Origin of the sequence: Micromonospora sp. NPDC048935, from assembly GCF_043197875.1 — a bacterium.
In the GTDB taxonomy this organism is placed as follows: Bacteria; Actinomycetota; Actinomycetes; order Mycobacteriales; family Micromonosporaceae; genus Micromonospora.
Window position 1 is genome coordinate 167,935 of record NZ_JBICTZ010000007.1, and the last position, 21,299, is coordinate 189,233.

The 21,299-nt window shown below is 70.7% G+C and carries 20 protein-coding genes and 1 pseudogene; 14 read left to right on the top strand and 7 right to left on the bottom strand.

The genetic code is table 11. The features are described 5' to 3' along the window. Positions 1-100 precede the first annotated feature (100 nt). Entirely contained in the window at positions 101-301 is a 201-nt protein-coding gene (locus ACGFIW_RS20465; RefSeq protein ID WP_357558820.1) for a hypothetical protein, read from the bottom strand. A 177-nt stretch (positions 302-478) separates the two neighbouring features. Next, positions 479-1,579 carry a calcium:proton antiporter gene (locus ACGFIW_RS20470; protein WP_393318508.1) on the bottom strand — a complete coding sequence of 367 codons (1,101 nt, stop codon included), beginning with the start codon at positions 1,577-1,579 and terminating at the stop codon, positions 479-481. A gap of 89 nt (positions 1,580-1,668) precedes the next feature. Between ACGFIW_RS20470 and ACGFIW_RS20475 the strand changes: the two genes are divergently transcribed. Together ACGFIW_RS20475 and ACGFIW_RS20480 are read left to right on the top strand one after the other, a co-directional pair. Beyond that, the gene (locus tag ACGFIW_RS20475) at positions 1,669-2,031 is read left to right on the top strand and encodes a metalloregulator ArsR/SmtB family transcription factor (RefSeq protein WP_393317847.1); all 363 of its coding nucleotides are present in this window, start codon (positions 1,669-1,671) and stop codon (positions 2,029-2,031) included. Continuing rightward, positions 2,028-2,537 carry an SRPBCC family protein gene (locus tag ACGFIW_RS20480; protein WP_393317850.1) on the top strand — a complete coding sequence of 170 codons (510 nt, stop codon included), beginning with the start codon at positions 2,028-2,030 and terminating at the stop codon, positions 2,535-2,537. Before ACGFIW_RS20475 ends, ACGFIW_RS20480 begins: the two co-directional genes overlap by 4 nt. Here the strand turns inward: ACGFIW_RS20480 and mug are convergent. Next, the gene (gene mug, locus ACGFIW_RS20485) at positions 2,534-3,103 is read right to left on the bottom strand and encodes a G/U mismatch-specific DNA glycosylase (protein ID WP_393317853.1); all 570 of its coding nucleotides are present in this window, start codon (positions 3,101-3,103) and stop codon (positions 2,534-2,536) included. The genes ACGFIW_RS20480 and mug overlap by 4 nt on opposite strands. Positions 3,104-3,177: 74 nt before the next feature. Here mug and ACGFIW_RS20490 point away from each other — a divergent pair, with 74 nt between their 5' ends. The 3 genes from ACGFIW_RS20490 to ACGFIW_RS20500 all read left to right on the top strand — a co-directional run bounded on the left by ACGFIW_RS20490 (position 3,178) and on the right by ACGFIW_RS20500 (position 8,703). After that, the gene (locus tag ACGFIW_RS20490; RefSeq protein WP_393317855.1) at positions 3,178-3,921 is read left to right on the top strand and encodes an SAM-dependent methyltransferase; all 744 of its coding nucleotides are present in this window, start codon (positions 3,178-3,180) and stop codon (positions 3,919-3,921) included. 663 nt (positions 3,922-4,584) lie between these two features. Continuing rightward, positions 4,585-5,784, top strand: coding sequence for a ThuA domain-containing protein (locus ACGFIW_RS20495; protein WP_393317858.1), 1,200 nt, complete (start codon positions 4,585-4,587; stop codon positions 5,782-5,784). 90 nt (positions 5,785-5,874) lie between these two features. Further along, positions 5,875-8,703, top strand: coding sequence for a PQQ-dependent sugar dehydrogenase (locus ACGFIW_RS20500; RefSeq protein WP_393317860.1), 2,829 nt, complete (start codon positions 5,875-5,877; stop codon positions 8,701-8,703). 111 nt (positions 8,704-8,814) lie between these two features. Here ACGFIW_RS20500 and ACGFIW_RS20505 read toward each other — a convergent pair whose 3' ends face one another. Further along, complete coding sequence (locus ACGFIW_RS20505) at positions 8,815-9,399, bottom strand: hypothetical protein (protein WP_357524610.1); 585 nt, start codon at positions 9,397-9,399, stop codon at positions 8,815-8,817. A 173-nt stretch (positions 9,400-9,572) separates the two neighbouring features. Here ACGFIW_RS20505 and ACGFIW_RS20510 point away from each other — a divergent pair, with 173 nt between their 5' ends. Together ACGFIW_RS20510 and ACGFIW_RS20515 are read left to right on the top strand one after the other, a co-directional pair. Beyond that, positions 9,573-10,610, top strand: coding sequence for a trypsin-like serine peptidase (locus ACGFIW_RS20510; RefSeq protein ID WP_393317863.1), 1,038 nt, complete (start codon positions 9,573-9,575; stop codon positions 10,608-10,610). A 55-nt stretch (positions 10,611-10,665) separates the two neighbouring features. Beyond that, on the top strand, positions 10,666-11,616 hold the full coding sequence (locus tag ACGFIW_RS20515) for an NAD(P)H-binding protein (protein ID WP_393317866.1): 951 nt from the start codon (positions 10,666-10,668) through the stop codon (positions 11,614-11,616). A gap of 131 nt (positions 11,617-11,747) precedes the next feature. Here ACGFIW_RS20515 and ACGFIW_RS20520 read toward each other — a convergent pair. Next, positions 11,748-12,227: pseudogene (locus ACGFIW_RS20520) on the bottom strand (GNAT family N-acetyltransferase); the annotation flags it as partial. Between the two features lie 176 nt (positions 12,228-12,403). Between ACGFIW_RS20520 and ACGFIW_RS20525 the strand changes: the two are divergent. Beyond that, on the top strand, positions 12,404-12,898 hold the full coding sequence (locus ACGFIW_RS20525; RefSeq protein ID WP_393317868.1) for a GNAT family N-acetyltransferase: 495 nt from the start codon (positions 12,404-12,406) through the stop codon (positions 12,896-12,898). A 14-nt stretch (positions 12,899-12,912) separates the two neighbouring features. On the opposite strand, the gene ACGFIW_RS20530 is transcribed toward ACGFIW_RS20525, so the two are convergent. Together ACGFIW_RS20530 and ACGFIW_RS20535 are read right to left on the bottom strand one after the other, a co-directional pair. After that, complete coding sequence (locus ACGFIW_RS20530) at positions 12,913-13,353, bottom strand: VOC family protein (RefSeq protein ID WP_393317871.1); 441 nt, start codon at positions 13,351-13,353, stop codon at positions 12,913-12,915. 94 nt (positions 13,354-13,447) lie between these two features. Next, positions 13,448-14,095 carry a TetR family transcriptional regulator gene (locus ACGFIW_RS20535; RefSeq protein ID WP_393317873.1) on the bottom strand — a complete coding sequence of 216 codons (648 nt, stop codon included), beginning with the start codon at positions 14,093-14,095 and terminating at the stop codon, positions 13,448-13,450. 123 nt (positions 14,096-14,218) lie between these two features. On the opposite strand from ACGFIW_RS20535, the gene ACGFIW_RS20540 reads away from it, so the two are divergent. The 6 genes from ACGFIW_RS20540 (at position 14,219) to ACGFIW_RS20565 (ending at position 21,290) form a co-directional block, all read left to right on the top strand. Then, complete coding sequence (locus ACGFIW_RS20540) at positions 14,219-15,673, top strand: MFS transporter (RefSeq protein ID WP_393317875.1); 1,455 nt, start codon at positions 14,219-14,221, stop codon at positions 15,671-15,673. A gap of 91 nt (positions 15,674-15,764) precedes the next feature. Beyond that, positions 15,765-16,136, top strand: coding sequence for a hypothetical protein (locus ACGFIW_RS20545; RefSeq protein WP_393317878.1), 372 nt, complete (start codon positions 15,765-15,767; stop codon positions 16,134-16,136). A 599-nt stretch (positions 16,137-16,735) separates the two neighbouring features. After that, complete coding sequence (locus tag ACGFIW_RS20550) at positions 16,736-17,611, top strand: alpha/beta fold hydrolase (protein ID WP_393317880.1); 876 nt, start codon at positions 16,736-16,738, stop codon at positions 17,609-17,611. 125 nt (positions 17,612-17,736) lie between these two features. Continuing rightward, positions 17,737-18,501: a hypothetical protein gene (locus tag ACGFIW_RS20555; protein WP_393317883.1), complete on the top strand. Its 765-nt coding sequence runs from the start codon at positions 17,737-17,739 to the stop codon at positions 18,499-18,501. After that, entirely contained in the window at positions 18,494-19,591 is a 1,098-nt protein-coding gene (locus ACGFIW_RS20560; RefSeq protein ID WP_393317885.1) for a hypothetical protein, read from the top strand. The genes ACGFIW_RS20555 and ACGFIW_RS20560 overlap by 8 nt, the downstream gene beginning before the upstream one ends. Positions 19,592-19,781: 190 nt before the next feature. Beyond that, a complete protein-coding gene (locus ACGFIW_RS20565; protein ID WP_393317888.1) occupies positions 19,782-21,290 on the top strand; it encodes a cellulose binding domain-containing protein in 1,509 nt (502 codons plus the stop codon). Positions 21,291-21,299 lie beyond the last annotated feature (9 nt).

Sequence of the window (21,299 nt, forward strand, 5' to 3'; positions counted from 1 at the left end):
CCTCCCAGACATCCGTGCTCGCGCCGCGCAGTACCCCGACGATACGACCGCCACGCCCGTCGTCGGTTGCACGGGCACGGGCACCGGATGGTTCACCGCGTCAGCCGCTGGACTCCCGGCCGCGCTGCCAGGTGTCGCCCTGGTCGCCGTGCCGCTCGGCCTCGTACCGCTGCTGCCGGGCGCGGGCGTCCCGCCCGGCGAGGTCGTCGCCGGGCGCGGAGCGCCCGCGCCGAAGCACCACCACGTAGGCCAGTCCCGCGACCGCCACACCGATCCCCGCCACCACCCACGCCACCGTCATGTCCACCAACCTATGGCACCGCGCCGCGCACCGAACGCCGTGATCGACTCGGTTTCACCGAAGTCGCGGTGTCCGACCGTCGTTGATGCCCCGGTTTCAGGAAAACCGAGTCGATCAACGGGAGAGGCCCCGCTCGTCGGCGACCCGCCGCCTGCCGGCTGAGCCGGCAGCCGCCGGTCAGGGACTCGCGGCCAGGAAGACGAAGGCGGCAAGCAACACCAGGTGTACGCCACCCTGCAGCACGTTGGCCCGGCCCGGCACGACGGTCAGCACCGCGGTGACCGCGGTCAGCGCGAGCAGGGCGAGTTGGGTGCCGCCGAGGCCGAGCAGCAGGGGGCCGTCCAGCCAGATCGAGGCGATCGCGATGGCCGGGATGGTCAGGCCGATGCTGGCCATCGCGGAGCCGAGCGCGAGGTTCAGGCTGATCTGTACGCGGTCGCGGCGCGCGGCGCGGGCGGCGGCGAGGGTCTCCGGCAGCAGCACCAGCAGGGCGATGATCACACCGACGAACGCGTGCGGCAGGTTCGCGGCGGCGACACCGGCCTCGATGGTTGGCGAGACGGTCTTGGCGTCACCCACCACGGCGATCAGCGCCACCAGCAGCAGCCCCAGGCTGACCAGTGCCGCGCGGGTCGTCGGCGGTTTGGCGTGCTCCTCGGCGTCGATCACCCGGCCCTGGCTGTCGACCGGCAGGAAATAGTCGCGGTGCCGGCCGGTCTGCACCAGCACGAACAGCCCGTACAGGGCCAGCGACGCGACGGCGGCGAAGGCGAGTTGGGCCGGGCTGAACTCCGGGCCGGGCCGGGCCGTGGTGAAGGTCGGGATGACCAGACTCAACGTGGCCAGGGTGATCACGGTGGCCAGCGCGCCACCGGTGCCCTCCGGGTTGAAGACGGCGACGCGACGGCGCAGCGCCCCGAGCAGCAGGGACAGGCCGAGGATGCCGTTACAGGTGATCATGACGGCGGCGAAGACGGTGTCGCGGGCGAGCGACTGGGTCTTCTCCGGCCCGCTGATCATCAGTGTGACGATGAGGGCGACCTCGATCACGGTGACCGCGACGGCGAGCACCAGCGACCCGTACGGCTCCCCCACCCGGTGCGCGACCACCTCCGCGTGGTGCACGGCCGCCAGCACCGCACCTCCGAGCAGTACCGCGACCACCACGATGATCGGCCCGGGCAGGTCCCGCCCCCAGGTGGCGAGCAGCACCAGCACGGCGAGCACGGGTACGGCGACGGTCCAGTCGGTCATCCGGGAGCGGAGCAGGGTGGCCATGCCGTACAGGGTGCCAGGCCAGCTGATCATGTGCCCACCATCGACGCAGCGCATCGGCAAACCCGTAACCCATGGGTTACGCTTTTGGGGTGGACGAGGTGGCCACCGCGATCGCGGACCCGGTGCGACGGCACATTCTGACCATGCTGCGCGACGCACCCCTCTCCGCCGGCGACATCGCCCGACACTTCGCGATCAGCCGACCCGCGATCAGCCGCCACCTGCGGGTGCTGCGCGAGAGCGGGCTGGTCCGCGACGAGTTGGTCGGCCGACAGCGGATCTACCGCCTCGACCCCGGCCCACTCGCCCCGCTGGCCGACTGGCTCGCCGGGCTCGCCGGCGCCGACCGGTGGGAGCGGCACCTCGACGCGCTGGAGACCGAGATCTATCGCACCCGCCGAGAGCGCCGCGGCAGCGGCCCGGCGGAGCATCGAAGGGAGCACACGGCATGACCCGTACACCCGCCGGACGCCTGTTCCGCACCGCCACCGGCCACGATCTCGTCCTCACCCGGACCTTCCGCGCCCCGGCGGCGGACGTCTGGGCCAGCCTGACCGAGTCGGAACGCACGGCCCGCTGGTTCGGCCCCTGGGAGGGCGACGCCGCGCCCGGACGGACCATCCGGGTCCAGATGGCGTACGAGGAGCAGCAGCCCTGGTGTGAGGTCCACATCGACGCGTGCGAGCCGCAGCGACGCCTCGCCGTATCGATGATCGACAGCTACGGCACCTGGCGGCTGGAGCTGGCGCTGACCGAAAGCGACGGCAGCACCGAGTTGCGGTTCGTCCAGCACCTCGGCAGCGTGGCGGGCATCGCCGAGGTCGGCGCCGGCTGGGAGTACTACCTGGACCTGCTCGTCGCCTCCCGGGACGGCTCACCCCGCCCGCAGTTCGACGACTACCACCCCGCCATGCGGCCCTACTACCAGGGGCTCGCCGCCGTGGAAGCCACGCCTTAGGGGTCGAGCTCCTGCCGCAGCCTGGCGAACTCGGCGGTCAGCGCCGGCAGCGGAAAGTGCGCGTTCAGGCCGCTGGGGTTGGGCAACACCCAGACCCGGGCCGGGCCCAGCCGATCCGGCTGCGGACCCAGCCCGGCCCTGGGCCGGACAAAGGCGATCCGGTACGCGGTCACCCCGAGGACGGCCACCCACCGCGGCCGGTACCGCTCGGCCTTCACGGCCAATCCCGTCACCCCGGCCACCATCTCGTCCGACGTCAGCTCGGCGGCGCGGGCGGTGGCCCGGTTGCTCAGGCTGGTGATGCCCAGGCCCTGACGCAGCAACTCGTCGTGCTCCCACGGGTGCAACTCCCGGTCGGTGAAACCACCACGGCGCAGAGCCGGCCAGAACCGGCTGCCCCGGCGGGCGAAGGGCAACCCCACGGCGGCGGAGTAGAGACCCGGGTTGAAGCCGCAGAACAGCACCCGCAGGCCGGGGCCGATCACGTCGGCCAGGCCCCGGCCCGCCGCCGCCGCCACCTCCTGCGGGGTCGGCCGCCGAAACGGCCCCGACCGCTGCGCGTCCACCACACCGATCCTGCCGTACGCGCGGGCACCGGACCCGGCGCACGCCGACGATCACGACTTGGCACCCTCAACGGATGCAGTCAGCCGACCACCTCACCGCCAGCCGTTACGCGCGGATGCGCTGGAACACTCCGCTCTCACCGGAGCACGCCGCGCTGCTGCTGCAACGGCTCGACGTCCGCCCCGGCGCGCGCGTCCTCGACCTCGGCTGCGGTTGGGGTGAGCTGCTGCTGCGGGCGGTCGCGGCCGGGGGTGTGTCCGGCCCGGTGGCGACCCGGGGCGTCGGCGTCGACACCGACGACGCGGCGCTGGCCCGTGGGCGGCGGTTGGCCACGCAACGATCACTGCACCGACACGTCGCCTTCGTCATGGGGGAGGTGGCGGCCTGGCAGGAGCCGGCCGACCGGGTCCTGTGTATCGGGTCGGCACACGCCTTCGGCGGCACCGGGGCCGCCCTCGACGCCCTCGCCGCCCTGCTCCGGCCCGGTGGGCGGCTGCTGTTCGGCGACGCGTACTGGGAGCGGTCCCCCACGGCGGAGATCGCCGGGGTCTTCGGCCCGGAGGTCGCGCGCCTGCCCGGGCTGGTCGAGGCCGCCCGCGAGCGCGGTTGGCGGGTGCTGCACCTGAGCACCGCCGACCAACGGGAGTGGGACGACTTCGAGTCCACCTGGCTCGCGGGCCGCCAGGAGTGGCTGCTGAGGTACCCGGAGGATCCCCGCGCGGCCGACGTCCGCGCGGAACTCGACGAGCGGTTGCGCCAGTACGTCGATGGCTACCGGGGCGTCCTCGGCCTCGCCTACCTCGTCCTCGGGCGCTGACCGGCCCGCGTCGACGCCGCCGACGGTGAGCGCCAGACATCGCGTCGCCGTCTCGACCGGGTCGAGTGCGGTGTGCGGACGTCCGCCGGGGACGCCCTGCGGGTGGCGGCGGTGCTCGTCGTGCTCGTCGCGCTGAAGGAGGCGCTCCGGGGCGGGAACGGTGTCTTCCGGAGCGGGTGAACGCGTCGAATCGTCGCATCTTGCCATGATCAACTGCCGGGGCCGAGCGCCAATCTGATCCGCATGGCGGTCTGAGGCAATCGCAGTCTCGCGACAGTCGCGCATCGGCCGTGGCGGGTCAGAACGGCTGCGACACGGGTGTGCCCGGCGAGAATTTCCCCATCTTAGTCGGTGTACCCGCCGCCGGCCACACGTCGTGCGCGGCACCGGCGCCGGCCGCGCCAGCGGGCACCCGGGCCGGTGAACGTGGGCTTGACGGGGCGCAGACATCGGAGGTTTACTGCGTCAGCGATGCCAGTCGATACAATCCGACCGTCCACAGTGTTGGCCGGGGGTAATCGGCTGGTGACGCGCCCCATCCCCCACCACCCCGCACCACCTCAGCCGAGCATCGGCGGCCCGGCTTCCGCACCACCGCCACTGTGGCCTCCGGCCTGCCCGTGTGCACAGCCTGAGGTCCACGCTCAGCAGAGGAGCAAGACCATGCGTTCCCGTCCCCGCCTGTTGGCCCTCGTCACCGGCCTGGCCGTGTTGATGGCCGGCCTGGTAGCCCTGCCCACGCAGGCCTCGGCCGCACCGCTGACCAAGGTCCTGGTGTTCAGCAAGACCGCCGGCTTCCGCCACTCGGCCATCCCCAACGGCATCGCCGCGATCCAGCAGCTCGGCTCCGCCAACGGTTTCAGCGTGACCGCGACCGAGGATGCCGCTCAGTTCACCACCTCCAACCTGGCCCAGTACCAGGCGGTGGTCTTCATGTCGACGACCGGTGACGTCCTCAACGCCAGCCAGCAGACGGCCTTCGAGTCGTACATCGCCGCCGGCGGCGGGTACGTCGGCGTGCACGCCGCCGCCGACACCGAGTACAGCTGGCCGTGGTACGGCGCGCTGGTCGGGGCGTGGTTCGACTCGCACCCGGCGATCCAGACGGCGACCGTGAAGATCGAGGACCAGACCAACCCGTCGACCGCGCACCTGCCCGCCACCTGGTCCCGCTCCGACGAGTGGTACAACTACCGCACCAACCCCCGGTCCACCGTGCGGGTCCTGGCCAGCCTCGACGAGTCGTCCTACAGCGGCGGCAACATGAGCGGCGACCACCCGATCACCTGGTGCAAGGCGGTCGGCAACGGCCGGGCCTGGTACACCGGCCTCGGGCACACCGAGGCGTCGTACACCGACCCGAACTTCACCAGGATGCTGCTCGGCGGTCTCCAGGTCGCCTCGGGTGCGGTGAGCGCCGACTGCTCGCCGCGGACGACGACTCCGCCGACGACTCCGCCGCCCACCGCCGCCGGCTCCACCCTGAAGGCCCGCGCCAACAGCAAGTTCGTGAGCGCGCCGAACGCCACCACCGCGCTGATCGCCAACAAGACCTCCGTCGGGACGACCGAGCGGTTCGACCTGGTCAACCTCGCCAACGGCAACGTGGGGCTGCGCGCCAAGGGCAACGGGCAGTTCGTCGCGGCCGAGAACTCCGGCAACTCCCCGCTGATCGCCAACCGGGCCACCGCCGGCTCCTGGGAGACGTTCCAGCTCGTGCGCAACTCCGACGGCACGGTGAGCCTGCGGGCCACGGTGAACAACCGTTACGTCTCCGCTGACAACGGGGGCAACTCCCCGCTGATCGCCAACCGGACCTCCATCGGTCAGTGGGAGAAGTTCGACCTCGTCACCACCAACTGACCTGGTCCCCCGCTCGTTCTCCACCACACCCCCACCTGGTCGTGGCGTGCCCCCGCGCGCCCGTCCCCCGGTCGTCGAGAAAGGACGATCATGTTCTCGTACCCCCGGCGCTGGCCCCGGGTCCTCGTCGCGGCGGTCACCACCGTCGCGAGCGTGACCCTGGCCGTGGCCGCACCGTCCACCGCTCAGGCGGCGGTCATCCCCGCCTCCGACTACCAGCAGGTCAAACTCGCCAACGGCTCCGCCGAGCTGGGCGAAGCCATGTCCCTGGCCGTCCTGCCCAACCGTTCGGTGCTGCACACCGCCCGCAACGGCGTCCTGCGGGTGACCGACGTGGCCGGCAACACCAAGGTCTCCGGCACCCTGTCGGTCTACACCCACGACGAGGAGGGGTTGCAGGGCGTCGCCGTCGACCCGAACTTCGCCAGCAACCGGTGGATCTACCTGTACTACTCGCCCACGCTGAGCACCCCGTCCGGCGACGCGCCGACCACCGGCTCGCAGTCGGACTGGGACCGGTGGAAGGGGCACCTGCGGCTGTCCCGGTTCACCCTCAACAGCGACGACACGCTCAACCTGGGCAGCGAGAAGATCGTGCTCCAGGTCGCCAACGACCGTGGGCAGTGCTGCCACGTCGGCGGTGACCTGGACTTCGACGCCGCCGGCAACCTGTACCTGACCACCGGCGACGACACCAACCCGTTCGAGTCGTCCGGCTACGCGCCACTGGACGAGCGGACCAACCGCAACCCGCAGTTCGACGCCCAGCGCTCGGCGGGCAACACCAACGACCTGCGGGGCAAGGTCCTGCGGATCACGCCGCAGGCCGACGGCACGTACACCATCCCGTCGGGCAACCTGTTCGCTCCCGGCACGGCCAACACCCGGCCCGAGATCTACGCGATGGGTCTGCGCAACCCGTTCCGGATGAGCGTCGACAAGGCCACCGGCGTCGTCTACCTCGGCGACTACGGCCCCGACGCCGGGTCCACGAACTCCAGCCGGGGCCCCCAGGGTCAGGTCGAGTTCAACCGCATCGCGGCGCCCGGCAACTACGGCTGGCCGTACTGCACCGGTGCCAACACCAGCAGCGAGACGTACAACGAGTACACCTTCCCGTCCGGGCCGTCGCAGTCCAAGTACAACTGCACGGGCGGGCCGACCAACAACTCGTTCCGCAACACCGGCCTCGGCACGCTGCCCGCGGCGAAGCCGGCCTGGATCAAGTACGCCGGCGACTCCGGGTCTCCGTCGGAGTTCGGCAGCGGCTCCGAGTCGCCGATGGGTGGGCCGGTCTACCGGTACAACGCCTCGCTCAACTCCAGCATCAAGTTCCCGTCGTCGCTGGACGGCCAGTTCTTCGCCGGCGAGTACGGCCGCCGTTGGATCAAGGCCATCAAGGTCAACTCCGACGGCTCGCGCGGGGAGATCTCCAACTTCCCGTGGAGCGGCACCCAGGTCATGGACATGGCCTTCGGTCCGGACGGCGCGCTCTACGTGCTGGACTACGGCACCGGCTCGAACAACCAGGCGCTCTTCCGGATCGAGTACATCGGTGGTGGCAACCGCAGCCCGATCGCGGTCGCCTCGGCCAATCCCACGTCGGGGTCCAACCCGCTGACCGTCAACTTCTCGTCGGCCGGCAGCTCCGACCCGGAGGGTGGGGCACTCAGCTACCTGTGGACCTTCGGCGACGGCACCACCTCGACGGCGGCCAACCCCACCAAGACGTACACCACCAACGGCACCTACTCCCCCACCCTGAAGGTCACCGACCCGACCGGCCAGTCCGGCACGGCGAGCCTGGTCATCACCGTGGGGAACACCGCGCCGACGGTGACGCTCACCTCGCCCACCGACGGGCAGCTGTTCAGCTTCGGTGACACCGTGTCGTACCAGATCTCGGTGAGCGACCCGCAGGACGGCACGATCGACTGCTCCAAGGTGAGCCTGACCTACGCGCTGGGCCACGACAGCCACGCGCACCAGATCACCTCGAAGACCGGTTGCAGCGGCTCCATCACCGTCCCGACCGACGGTGAGCACGACTCCGCGGCCAACATCTACGGAGTCTTCGACGCCGCCTACACCGACAACGGTGGGCTCACCACGCACAGCATCAGGACCCTGCAACCGAAGCACCGCCAGGGTGAGCACTTCAGCGCCCAGTCCGGTGTCCAGGCCACCGACCACACCAACGCCGAGGGTGGTCGCACCGCCGGGTTCATCGAGAACAACGACTGGATCTCGTACCAGCCGTACAACCTGTCGAACGCGACCCGGTTCACCGCCCGGGTCTCCTCGGCCGGTGCCGGCGGCACCATCGAGGTCCGTGCCGGGTCCGCCACCGGCAGCCTGCTGGGCACCGTCACGGTGCCGGTGACCGGTAGCTGGGAGACCTTCACCGAGGTGTCCGGCGCGATCAGCAACCCGCCGACCGCGTCGACCACGCTGTACCTGGTCTTCAAGGGCGGCTCGGGCAACCTGTTCGACCTCGACGCGTTCACCTTCACCACCGGCACCACCACCCCCAGCGGAGGGATCACGCTGCGGGCGCAGATCAACAACCAGTACGTGTCGGCCGTCGGCACCAACCCGCTGATCGCCAACAAGGCCAGCGTCTCGACGACCGAGCAGTTCGACCGGGTGGACGCCGGCAACGGCAACATCGCCCTGCGCTCGCGGGCCAACGGGATGTACGTCTGCGCTGACAACGCGGGCGCGAGTCCGTTGATCGCGAACCGGACGACGGTCGGTCCGTGGGAGACCTTCCAGATCATCAACAACTCGGACGGCACGGTCGGCCTGCGGGCTCTGGCCAACAACCAGATCGTGGCCGCCGAGAACGCGGGGGCGGGCTCGTTGATCGCCAACCGCACGTCGGTCGGGTCCTGGGAGAGGTTCGTCCTGACCAGCTAGGCGGCGGTACCCGGCCTGGTCGGCGGCCGGGCCGGGTACGGCGGAAGTCCGGGGCGGGCGGTGAAAACCGTCCGCCCCGGTTCTTTTCGCGATGCCACCGGCCCGGTGGACTCACGAGCCGGCGGGCACCCCGGCGTCGAGCTGGCCGATCATCGGGGCGAGAAGGTCGTTCAGCTCCCGGGCCAGCACCACCATGGCCCGGCGCGCCGTGGTGGCGACGTCGTCGTCCGGACCGTCCGGAGCCGGCGGCAGCTGGTCCAGTGGCACCGGTGCCTCGACCTGGAGCATCGCCCGCAGGTGCGGGCTGCGGGTCTGGTCCTGCTCCGTCGGGGTCGTGTACTGGCCGAACAGCTGGGGCCAGTCCCGCCAGCCTCGGTCGCGCTGCCACTGCCTGGTCCAGGTGAGCTCGGCCGGCCAGCGGGAGACCACCGTCACGGCGCAGACCATGCTGCCGTCCCACGGGCTCCGCGCACAGGTCGCCGAGACGATCCGCCGGTGCCAGCGGACGAAACCGGGCGACAACGCGGTGGCGACCCGCCAGGCCGTCGCCGCGAACTCGACGGGCGAGATGTCGCCCCAGGTGTCGGCGAAGTCGTCGATCCGCCGCCGCACCTCGGCCTCGTAGCGGCCACCGGTGTCGGTGCCGTGCTCGCGGTCGAATTGCTCGTCCAGCCAGAAGGCGCGCGGCTCGGACATCCCCACCCCCCGAATTCGTGAAGGTTTCTCAGACACGCCGCGGCGCGTTCCGCAGTCAGGCAACCGTCACCGGCCGTACACGACAGGACCATTGTGGATCTCCTGTCCGACCCTAGCGTGGGCGATGCGACGTCGGAGTCTGGTGACTCCGAGCGCCAATCTCAGGGGGTCTCGTGCGCAGGAAACTCGGATTCGTCTCGGTGGGCATCATGCTGCTGACCACTCTCGCCGTCGTTCAGACGCCGGCCCGGGCGGGTGCCGCGGCAGCGGGCACGCCCAGTGCCTCCGCGACCGTGGCCGAGGCGCGCGCCACCATCCACGGGCGGGTGTCCACCGACGCGGACAGCGCGGCGTCGGCGGGGAACGCCTACTGGACGCCGGAGCGCATGCGAGCGGCCCGACCCGCTCCCATGCCGGACGGGGTCGACACCTTCGACGGGGAGGCCGCCGACCGTCCCGGCCGCGTCGGTGCCGCACGAGACGTGGCGACGCCGACGCCCCCACGCTCCTCGGCGACCGGCGTGCGCGCGGCAGTGGGGGGCGGCAGCCAGGGAACCCAGGCGGTGAACGCCTCACCCGGGGTCGGTCGCGTCTTCTTCACCCACAACGACGAGGACTTCTTCTGCTCCGGCGGGACCATCAACAACCCGCAGGCGAACATGGTGTCCACCGCCGGGCACTGCGTACACCCCGGTGACGGCGGGTCCGTCTGGCACGACAACTGGGCGTACGCCCCGGAGTACACCGAGGGCGAAGCGCTGCACGGCCTCTGGTTCGCCAAGGAGTTCACCTCGGTCGAGGGTTGGGTCGACTGGGGCTATCTCTGGTGGGACTTCGCGTTCGTCACCATGCACCCGCGCAAGGGCGACCGGCTCGTGCACGTCACCGGCGGGCAGGGCCTCAGCGTCAACAAGTCCAAGTCGCTCTCGGCGATGCTGCTCGGCTATCCGGGCGAGGACCCGTACGACGGCCTGTCGCAGTACTACGCCCAGGGCACCACCAAGGCCGCCGGGGTACAACGGATCAAGCTGAAGGACTGCCCGCTCAACCATGGCGCCAGCGGGGGCCCGTTCCTGCGGGCCTGGGACAACGCCCTCCGATTCGGGTACGTCAACTCGGTGATGTCGTACAAGTACTCCGGCAACATGTACGGTCCCTACTTCGACGACGACGTCCTGGACATCTACAACGTGGCGAAGAACAAGCAGTAACCGGCACCGGGTCGGTGGCTTGACAAGCACCCCGGTCCGGAGTGGACCATGCACCGTGCGAATTGTCGTGGTGGGTGGCAGTGGCCTGATCGGCGCTCATGTCGTGGACGTGCTGGGCGAGCGCGGTCATGCCACGACCACTGTGGCACGGACCGCCCAGCCGGGGGTCGACCATCTGCTCGACCTCGGGTCCGCCTCGATCGAGGACCTGCGGCCGCTGCTCGCCGGTCACGACGGCGTCGTGTACGCCACCCGTACCGACGAGCAGCGGCCGCTGCCCAAGCCGATCTATCCGCAGTTTCGCCGCGACAACGTCGAGCCGGTGGTGCGCCTGTTCACCGCCGCCCGCCTGGAGGGCCTCACCCGCGGTGTCGTGATGGGCTCCTACTACACCCATTTCGACAGGCTCCATCCGCGGTGGCGGCTCGCCGAGCGGCACACGTACATCCGGTGCCGGGTCGAGCAGGCCCGCGAGGGACGGGCGGCAGCCGGCCCGGATCTGCCCGTCGCCGTCCTCGAACTGCCCTTCGTGTTCGGTCGGGCCGGTGACCGGCTGCCGAACTGGGCCGGTCCGCTGGACCGGTGGGCGCGGTCCCGTACCCCCCTCGCGGTGCCGACCGGCGGAAGCGCCGCGGTCTCGGCGCGCAGCGTCGCCGAGGTCACGGCGGACGCCCTGGAGCAGGCCAGCGGCGCGGACATCCCGCTCGCCGACGAGAACCTGACCTGGGACGACATGATCGGGCGCATCGCCGAGGCGGTCGGCCGACGACGCCGGGTCGGTCGCCTGCCGGCCGGCGCGGCGAAGGCCGCGTTCCGCCTCGGCGGCGCGTTACAGGGCCTCGGCCGCAAGGAGTCGGGCATCAACCTGAGCCACCTCGCGGACCTCCTGCTCGTCGAGCTGTTCGTCGAGCCGACGACCGGCCGGTCACTGGACGCCGCGCTACGCGAGACCTTCCCGACGACGGCGCCGCCCGGTGCCGCGACGGCGGCGGTCGACCCGAGGTAGCCGCGCGTCGGTCGAGACGCGTGGCGGGGACGCCTGGTCGCGCCGTCGTGTCAGGAGGCGGCAGGCGACGGGGTGCCCACTTACGGTGACGAGCGTGTTCGGTGGCAGAACGCTCTGCCACCGACACCTCCCTAACCGACGGCCGCTGGCTCGGGTGGTCGTGCGAGGTACGCGGTCTTGACGTCCGCCGAGAACCCGCAGGCTCGGTAGAAGGCGTGGGTCGCCGGGTTGCGCGAGCCCGTCATCAGCATCGCCTTGTAGCAGCCGGCGTCCCACGCCGCCTGGAGCGTGCCCGCCATGATCTGCCTGCCGAGGCCCGTGCCGCGCCGCGCCTCGTCGACGACGACGTTCTCGATGACCGCGTAGGGCGCAGCCGACCGGCTGAGGTTGGGGATCACGTTGAGGTACGTCGTGGCGACGACGACCCCGTCCAGTTCGAGGACGAACAGGTGCAGCCCCGGTGAGCTGACGATCTGCTGGAAGGCCGCCTCGTCGGATCCATCCTCCAGCACCGGATCGTCCGCGTTCAGTTGCCGATAGAGTCGGATGATCTGCTCGAAGTCGTCGGGCCGCGCCGCACGGAACATGCCCCGAAGCATAGCCAGGCGCCGGGCACCGCCTCGTGCCGCGCCGCCCGGGTGCCGCTACCGTCGCACGCCGCGGTACACGGCGGTGATGACCGGGAAGAGCGTTGCGGTGACCGTTGCCGGCGGCACCCTGGCCGCCTGAGCCCGGCGTTCCGGAACAGGGCACGTCGTCACCGGCGGCGCTGTGGCAGGGTGTGGCGGTGCAGAACGTCGACATCCGTGCGGCCACCCCGACCGATCGCGAGTTCCTGGTCGACATGCTCGTGGAGGCGGTGAACTGGCTGCCGGAGCGCAACTGGTCTCGCGAGCAGATCCTGGCGAATCCCGCGTTCGCGCACTACGTCACCGGGTGGATGCGGCCCGACGACGTCGGGGTGGTCGCGACGCAGCCGGCTGGCCGGCCGGTCGGCGCGGCCTGGTTGCGGCACCTGACCGCCGCCGACCCGGGATACGGGTACGTGAGTGACGACGTGCCGGAGCTGACCATCGGCGTGCGGCAGTCGTGGCGGGGCCGAGGTGTGGGTCGGGTGTTGCTGCGCGCCGCCCTGGACGTCGCGCGTGCGCGCGGCACCGGCCGGGTGTCGCTGAGCGTGGAGCGGGCAAACTTCGCCGCCGGGTTGTACGCCGCCGAGGGGTTCCGCGCGGTCGAGTCGTTCGAGAACGCGGACACCATGGTCGCCGACATTCGGGCGTGACCCTTCGGCGGCCCTCAGCCGAGCTGTTCGGCCAGTCCGACGATGATGCCCTCCGGGCCGCGGACGTAGCAGAGCCGGTAGAGGTCCTCGTACTGGGCCAGCTCACCGACGAGCTCGGCCCCGTGCGTACGGAGGCGGGCGATGACGTCCTCGACGTCGTCGACGGCGAACATGATGCGACGAATGCCCAGCGTGTTCGTGGGGGCGTCGGTCGGCTCGGTACGGATCGCCTTCGGCGTGTGGAACATCGCCAGCTCGACCTTGCCGTGGCCGTCCGGGGTCCGCAGCATCGCGACCTCCTGCCGGGCGTCGTCGATCCCGATCACACGCTCCACCCAACGTCCCTCGACCGGCCCCCTGCCCTCCACCTCCATACCGAGTTCGACGAAGAACGCGATGACCGCGTCGAGGTCGTCGACGACGATGAGGACGTTGTCCATCCGTTGGATCGCCATGGCGGGTCCGCCTTTCTGTCGTGCGGCCACACCGGCCGCTCACCACTGAGAGACGGAACCGCCCGGCCGTTCTCGACACTCCTGGACGGGCGGGCTATCCGGGCTTCCGCGCACTCGCTGACCGGTGCGCGTGTGCCAGCGGCAGGAGCACCGCGTCCACGATGGACTCGATCTGCCGGTCGGTGCTCCGGTCCTGCCCGTTGACGCAGTTGTACGTCAGCATCGCGGGCCCGACCGTGGCGAACGCCCTCTGGTGCGCCTCGTCGGTCGTCGACGCCCCGCCCGCCGGCACGTCCCGGCGCAGCAGCGCCAGGATCCGGTCCTGGCACGGATCGGTCACCCGGGCCTGGAAGAGGGCACGCAGCATCGTCACGTCGTTGCCGCTCCCGGCGGCGACCGCCTGGAACGCGGCACCCCTGGACCCGAACAGTGCCGAGTCGAAGTAGTGGAGCAGGATCAGCAGACCCGCACGCAGGGGGGTCCCCTCCGGCACGTCCGGTGGCCCCGGCAGCAGGGTGCCCAGGGCGTCGCGGACGAGGTCGTCCCTGTTGTCCCACCGGCGGTAGAGGGCGGCCTTGCCGGTGCGGGCCGCCGCCGCCACACCCTCCATGGTGAGTTTGGCGTAGCCGACGGTGCCGAGCTGGTCGATCACCGCTTCGAAGATCGCGCGCTCGAGATCCGCACCCCGTCGCCGCCCCTGGACCCGGACCGCCTGGTCCGCCCCTCCGGTCGGAGTCGTCATCGGTCACCTCTCTGCCCCAGCGCGCGGGGAGCAGCTTGTCACGGTCACACCGCGGCCCATATAGTAGACGGGCACGTTCACTATTTGCTCACTCGTCTCCACGCTATTCAAGCAGGAGGATCCGTGTCGAGTTCGCCGCCCCGCACTGCGCAAACCACCCGGACGCCGGCCCCGAGGACCGGCCGGGCGGCCGCGCTGACCCTGACGATCCTGGTGTCCTGCGAGGTCATGCTGATGCTCGACGGCACCGTCATCAACGTGGCGCTGCCGGTGATCAGAGACGGCCTGGGCTTCTCCACCGCCGGCCTCTCCTGGGTGGTCAACGCCTTCCTCCTCGCGTTCGGCGGCATGTTGCTGCTCGGTGGTCGAGCCGGCGACATCCTCGGCCGACGGCGCGTGTTCCTGGCCGGCATCGCGCTGTTCACCGCGGCGTCCCTGCTCGGCGGCCTGGCCCAGAACGCGGAGTGGCTTGTCGCCATGCGGGCGCTGCAGGGCGTCGGCGCGGCACTCGCCGGGCCGAGCACCCTCGCCCTGCTGGTCATCAGCTTCCAGGGCGACGCACAGACCAGAGCGCTCGGCATCTACTCCTCGATGACCGCGTCGGCGATGACCCTCGGCCTGATCCTCGGCGGCGTCATCGTCACCCTGGCCTCCTGGCGCTGGGTGCTGTTCGTCAACGTCCCGGTCGGCCTGTTCGTGCTGCTCTTCGCGCGCCGATTCGTCGACGAGTCACCACGGACGGTCGGCCGCTTCGACCTGCCCGGGGCGGCGACCTCCCTGGTCGGCATGGTCGGCGTCGTGTTCGGGCTGGTGCGCACCGCCGAACAGGGCTGGAACGACCCGCTCACCCTGGTCGGACTGAGCGTCGGCGTCCTGTCGCTGATCGCGTTCGTCCTGCTCGAACGGACGGCACCGCAGCCGATCATGCCGCTCGGCGTGTTCGCCGACCGTTCCCGGGCGGGGGCCTACCTGGGCCTGCTGCTGGTGCCCATGGTGACCTTGAGCATGCAGTTCCTCCTCATCCTCTTCGTGCAGGAGGTGTCCGGCTTCAACCCGCTGCAGGCCGGCCTCGCCTTCCTGCCGATGGCGGCCGGGCTGCTGGTCACCGCCCAGAACGCGGCCAGACCACTGGGCAGGTACGGCGCGAAGGCGACGGCCGCCACCGGTGTCGTCGTACTCCTGATCGCCACCGCCTGGCTGACCCAGATCTCCGCCACCACCGGTTACCTCGCCGGCCTGTTCGGGCCGCTGCTGCTCGCCGGTGCGGGCCTCGGCCTCGTGGCCGTTCCGCTCAACGTCACCATCATGTCGACGGTGGACCCCGAGGACGCCGGAGCCGCGTCCGGGCTGCTCCAAGCGATCATGATGTCCGGTGCGACACTCGGGGTGGCCGTCCTGTCCACGGTGTACACCTCGGTCGTCGGTGACGCCCCGCAGGTCGAGGGCACCGCGCCCACCGCCGCGCTCATCGCCAACGGCATGCGCAGCGGATTCCAGGTCAGCACCGGCCTCGCGGTCCTGGCCCTACTCATGGTGCTGTTCGTGATCAGGTCGCCGGCCTCCCGCCGGCCCCGGTGATGGTGAGCCGACCCCATCGACACCGACGCGGGCGGGGGCGGGGGCGGCAGGCTGTCGTGGTCGAGCTGCCCGGTCTGCGAGAATCGGATCCGTGCGGGACGCCGAACCCACCGCCGACGAGACCGCCTTCTTCACCGAACTCGCGAAGCTCGTCCCGGATGTTCAGGACTGGTACCACCAGGACGATGACGGCACGCTCTGGATGATCGCGTCGTACGACTTCCTCCGGGGAAACCGGATCTACCAGACCCTGCGGCTCGACTATGACGGCAAGAACCTGCGTGGCGGCTGGAGCCCGGCGTGTCTCCACTGGGACGACGGCGTACGCGCCGCTGACGCCCTCATCGACACCGCGGGCCCCGCCGGGCTGCGGCTCGACTGTGTCGATCCGACCACAGATGCCGCCACGGCGGCGGCATGGTTCCACGGCCACCTCAACCGCGGGCAGGCGCATCGGCGCTGAGACTCTGCCGGCGGCGCTGTCGGGTCGGGTAACGGCCGGCGGGCGTACCATCCCGACCAGCCGGTGCTGGTCCATGACCGACGACGAAGCCCGCCACCATTCGCGGTGGCCGGGCGTCGTCGTCTTCCGTCGACTACGCCGCGCGCCACCGCTTCCTGGAATCCGTCGCGGTGGTCGTGCACACCATCGCCTTACCGGTCTTCGTCACTCCACGCGCGCCCTGCTTCGAGCAGAACGAGCCGGGATGCACTGTCGCCACCGAGATTCCCGATCTTCTTCTTTCCAGGGTAGGTGGTCACTCACCGGAGTCTGCGGGACCGGGTTGTGCGCAGACACCACTGATCGGGGACAGTTGGACCCCAACGACACACCGGGTGATCGACAGCAGGATCGCCGTCGTGGCCCGATTGTCGACGCCCACCGGCTGCCCGTACCAGAAAATCCGGGAATCAGCAGACCGTGCGCGACGGACGGGTTGGACCGACACCGCCTGCGCGGCCCGGCCGGGCGGGCAACAATGGACGTCGCTGCCCGGGGTGCGTGGCCGCCCGGCGGGCACCCGACTGGGCCCTCACCAACCGCTGTGGGAGGAGGACGCGATGCAGGCGATCCAGAAGGTCCGCCATCGACAGGCGGACGTCGACGGCCTGGAGGTGTTCTTCCGCGAGGCCGGGCGCGCCGACCAGCCGACCGTGCTGCTGCTGCACGGGTTTCCGAGCTCGTCGCACACCTTCCGCGAGGTCATGCCCACGCTGGCCGAGGTCGCGCACGTCATCGCGCCCGATCTTCCCGGCTTCGGCATGTCGTCGTCACCGACCATCGACGCGTACGACTACACCTTCGAGAACCTCTCCCGGACGGTCGAACACCTACTCGACAAGCTCGGAGTGGAACGCTTCTTCGTCTACCTGCACGACTTCGGCGCACCCGTGGGCTACCACCTGGCCACCCGCGACCCCGGTCGCATCCGGGGCCTCATCGTCCAGAGCGGCAACGCGCACGACGACGGGCTCGGCGAGCAGTGGGACGACGCCAGGGCGTACTGGGCCGACCCGACCGACCAGCGGCGGGCCACACTGCCGGACTGGTTGACCTTCGACGGGACCCGGGACCAGTATCTCTCCGGGCTACCCGAGGGCGTGCGCACCCTGCAACCCCCCGAGTCGTGGCACCTCGACTGGGACCGCATGCGTCGGCCGGGCAACATCGAGGCCCAGTTCGCGCTGTTCACCGACTACGCCAACCACGTCGCCCGCTTCGCCGAGCTGGCCGAGTACCACCGGGCCCACCAGCCACCGGCGTTGGTGCTCTGGGGACGGCACGACCCGTTCTTCGACGTCGACGAGGTTCTCGCCTACCACCGCGCTCTCGCGCGCATGGACGCGCACATCTACGACGGCGGGCACTTCCTGTTGGAGACGCACGCGGCCGAATGCGCAGACCTGATGCGAACGTTCGTGCTCGACAACACCTGAGCCGCCGCGGCGTCATCCAGCCGCAGACCCGACTGGGCGCGGGCACGGCCGCCTCGTCGGGCCGCCGTGAACGGGTGGCAGAGCGGTCCCGGTTCGCCAGCGGAGTCGAGGCGTAGGGTGGCGCGGTGTTCTCCGTTGACGCGCGTGACTCGATCCGGGAGCAGTTGCTCGCCTCCGCCGACCGTGACCCCGCCGTCGTCGGGGCCGCGATCACCGGATCCCACGCCGTCGAGGGCGCAGACCGGTGGTCCGACATCGACCTGGTCCTCGGCATCAACGGCTCGTTGGATTCGGCGCTGCAGCACTGGAGTGACCTGCTCTACCGTGACTTCGCCGCCGTCCATCACTGGGACCTGCCGTCCGGCTCCTCGGTGTACCGGGTCTTTCTGCTCCCCGGCATGCTCGAGGTGGACATCGGGTTCACCCCGGCCGCCCAGTTCGGGCCGCGCGGTCCGAGCTGGCGTACCGTCTTCGGGGATCCCGCACCGGCGCAGGAAGATCCGTCCCCCGACCGGCGGACCCTGGTCGGGTTGGGTTGGCACCACGCCCTGCACGCGTGGATCTGCATCCAGCGCCACCGCTGGTGGCAGGCCGAGCAGTGGATCAGCGCCCTACGCGGCCAGGTTCTCGCCCTGGCCTGCCTGCGCCTCGGTCATCCCACCAGCTACGCGAAAGGGGCTCACCTGCTTCCTCCGGACGTGACCGCGCCGCTGAACGCCACCCTGGTCCGTGCGCTCGACGACGCCGAACTCACCCGCGCTCTCCGCGCGGCGACGGCCGCGCTGATCGCGGAACTCACCCGCGCCGACGCGTCGCTCGCAGCCCGACTCGCCTCCACACTGAACGATCTGCACGTCAGGGCCTCCTCATACGATCCTGGACATGCCTGATCCTGCCGCGCGGTTCGCTCAGCTCGCCGACGAATACGAGACCCGAAAACTGACGGCGACCGCGCTCGTCGAGGGCTGGGACTGGTACACCTGGCCGGGTCTCGACCTGCGCCCGTTGCACTTCGAACGGGATCTCCGCAAGCCTGGGCGTCGTCTGGACACCCGTCCCCCGCTGGATCGGGACGTGCTGCGTATCGGGTTCGATGCCCAGGGCCGCGTGGCCGTGGTCGAGGAGTACAGCGGCTTCCTCAACGGCACCCGGCACCGCGAGACGTTCTTCCATCACGGTGACGAGGTTGTCGAGGCGGCGCACTTCGACACGGACGGCCCGATCCACCTGCACGAGTACCGCTTCGAAGACGGGCTGATGCGCACGGCCGCCATGGTCGCGCGACGCGGCTCGGGGCGGGAATCGTACGTCTACACGGACGGGCGGATCAGCCGTGTCGAGATCTCGCACAGCGGTGGCCCGCCTGCCGTGCTGGTGGCCGAGCACGACGACCGGGGTCTGCTGCGGCTCGTCCGGATCTGGGGCCGCGAGTCGCAGGTGCGCTACGCCCGGCCGCCCGCGGGTTTCGATCTTGAGGCGGCGTGTCGCGCCATCGAGGACATGGCGGTCGCGCTGATACCGGACGCCGCCGCACGGCTGACGGTCGACGCCCCCGTCGCCTGCCTCGCCCTCAGTTACGACCGGCCGACGCAGCTGGTGATCGACATCAGCGCGGCCACCGCGGACGAGCGCGCCGAGCTGGCCTCGATCGAAGCCCGGGCTGCCTGGTCGCCGGCGGACTTCGAGGCCAGCACCGGCATCGACCTCGGCGACACGGAACCGTCGCGTCTCGTACAGCAGGAACTCGCCCTGCTCGACGCGGACGACGATGACGTGGCAGCCGGATCCGAGATCGGCCGGCGACTGTGGTGCGGGGTCGCGGCTCGGCTGAACGTGCGCGACTGGTCGGCAACGCTGCCGGTCACCGATGACTTCGTGGTGTACGCGGTCGACCTGGAACTTGTCGACCTGGAACGGAACCTGACCGCCTGCCTGCCACCAAACCAGCTCACCAAGTTCCGCAACCAGCACGAGCTGTAGCCCCACCCTCCCACCCTCGCGATCTTGCACTTTGTGTCGCCGTATATGCCGCAAAAGCCCACGTAACGGCGACAGAAAGTGCAAGATCGGCGCAGGAGCGCGCTCGACCGCCGGCAGGACCGCCGGCTTGTTGACTCCTGCCGGGCGTCGTGCCTGTCTCCCGACAGCGCACGTTGCTTGACTCAGCGCCATGACATCACTTCGGAAAGCGATCACCTCTACGGTGATCGCCGGGGCACTGGTCGGCGCGACGGCGCTCGCCGGTCCCACCTCCGCGTACGCGGAGTCCGGCCAGCCCGGGGCGGCCGGCGCCGCCGCCTCCATCCTCGACATCATCCCGGCACCGACCCTGGACCGGATGGTCGACCAGGCCCCGCTTGTCGACGCCGCCAATGTCATCCGCACCGCGGTGGAACGCGCACCGGCACGCGGCTACACCGGCATCGGCCTGGTCGACGACCACGTCACCCTGTGGTGGAAGGGTGCACCACCCGCCGACATCACCGCAGCGGTCACCGCCGCCCGCCGCACCGCGCCGGTCCAGGTGGCCAAGGCCACCTACTCCCGCGCCGAACTGCGCAAGGCGGCTGCCGCCCTCACCCCGGTGGTGAAGGCCGACCCGGCGGACGCCAGCCACTCGGTCCGGCTGCGCACCGACGGCACCGGCATCGACATCGGCGTGGACTACAGCGCAGGCGCCAAGCTGCCGAAGCTGCCGGCCACCGGCGTCCGCACCAGCTTCGTGAAAAGCGACCGGATGGTCGAACGGTCGCGGGCCAACGACGCCGCGCCGTTCGACGGCGGAGCGAGCATCGGGGTCACCGTACCCTGGTGCACCGCCGGCTTCGGCGTACGCGATGTGGACACCGACGCCGGTTACCTCCTCACCGCCGAACACTGCGGTGCCATCGGCTCGCCCTGGCACGTCGGCCTGGCCACCGGCACCGGCACGCTTGTCGGCTACGCGGTCGACAGCAACGACGACCACGACACGATGATCATTTCGACGGCCACCCCCGGCGAGCACCTCTACGTCGGCGGTCAGCAGGACGAGGTCCGGGCCCAGGTGGTCGGCTGGACCGAGGTCTACCCCGGCCAACTGCTCTGCCAGTCCGGCCACACCTCCGCGGGTGAGATCGGCGGTCCGGTCTGCAACCTGCGGGTCGACTTCCACTACGACGACATCGAGGATCTCGTCGAGGCCACCCAGCTCGACGGCGACGAGGCCGCCCGCGGCGGCGACAGTGGCGGCCCGGTCTACTCCGTCAACGCCAACGGCACCGTGCTCGCCGCCGGCACCACCACCCGATCGGCCGGTCCGGGCTTCGGGTTCCAGGACTTCGCCACCGCCCGCGACGACTACGGCAACATCGTGCCGGCGACGCCGATCGCCAGCACCTGCCGGGTCTCCTTCGTCGTCACCAACTCGTGGAGCACCGGCTACAGTGCCAGCGTCACCGTCTACAACGACGGCCCGGCCATCAACGGCTGGTCGCTGGGCTGGACCTTCCCCGGCGGGCAACTCGTCCAGGGCCACTGGAACGGCATCTTCCAGCAGACCGGCGCGGCGGTGACCGTCACCAACGAAAGCCAGAACGTCAGCATCCCGACCGGCGGGGCCGTCAACGTCGGCTTCACCGCGGACGGCTCCCCCTCCACCCCGGTCCCGTTCACCCTCAACGGCACCACCTGCAACTGACCCTGACCA

What these genes read in the sequence shown, in the direction of transcription:
- ACGFIW_RS20480 (WP_393317850.1), top strand. Translation starts at nt 2,028, where the DNA reads ATGACCCGTACACCCGCCGGACGCCTGTTCCGCACCGCCACCGGCCAC.
- ACGFIW_RS20530 (WP_393317871.1), bottom strand. Translation starts at nt 13,353, where the DNA reads ATGGCGATCCAACGGATGGACAACGTCCTCATCGTCGTCGACGACCTC.
- ACGFIW_RS20535 (WP_393317873.1), bottom strand. Translation starts at nt 14,095, where the DNA reads ATGACGACTCCGACCGGAGGGGCGGACCAGGCGGTCCGGGTCCAGGGG.
- ACGFIW_RS20560 (WP_393317885.1), top strand. Translation starts at nt 18,494, where the DNA reads ATGCCTGATCCTGCCGCGCGGTTCGCTCAGCTCGCCGACGAATACGAG.
- ACGFIW_RS20565 (WP_393317888.1), top strand. Translation starts at nt 19,782, where the DNA reads ATGACATCACTTCGGAAAGCGATCACCTCTACGGTGATCGCCGGGGCA.
- ACGFIW_RS20495 (WP_393317858.1), top strand. Translation starts at nt 4,585, where the DNA reads ATGCGTTCCCGTCCCCGCCTGTTGGCCCTCGTCACCGGCCTGGCCGTG.
- ACGFIW_RS20465 (WP_357558820.1), bottom strand. Translation starts at nt 301, where the DNA reads ATGACGGTGGCGTGGGTGGTGGCGGGGATCGGTGTGGCGGTCGCGGGA.
- ACGFIW_RS20470 (WP_393318508.1), bottom strand. Translation starts at nt 1,579, where the DNA reads ATGGCCACCCTGCTCCGCTCCCGGATGACCGACTGGACCGTCGCCGTA.
- ACGFIW_RS20505 (WP_357524610.1), bottom strand. Translation starts at nt 9,399, where the DNA reads ATGTCCGAGCCGCGCGCCTTCTGGCTGGACGAGCAATTCGACCGCGAG.
- ACGFIW_RS20490 (WP_393317855.1), top strand. Translation starts at nt 3,178, where the DNA reads ATGCAGTCAGCCGACCACCTCACCGCCAGCCGTTACGCGCGGATGCGC.
- ACGFIW_RS20550 (WP_393317880.1), top strand. Translation starts at nt 16,736, where the DNA reads ATGCAGGCGATCCAGAAGGTCCGCCATCGACAGGCGGACGTCGACGGC.
- ACGFIW_RS20500 (WP_393317860.1), top strand. Translation starts at nt 5,875, where the DNA reads ATGTTCTCGTACCCCCGGCGCTGGCCCCGGGTCCTCGTCGCGGCGGTC.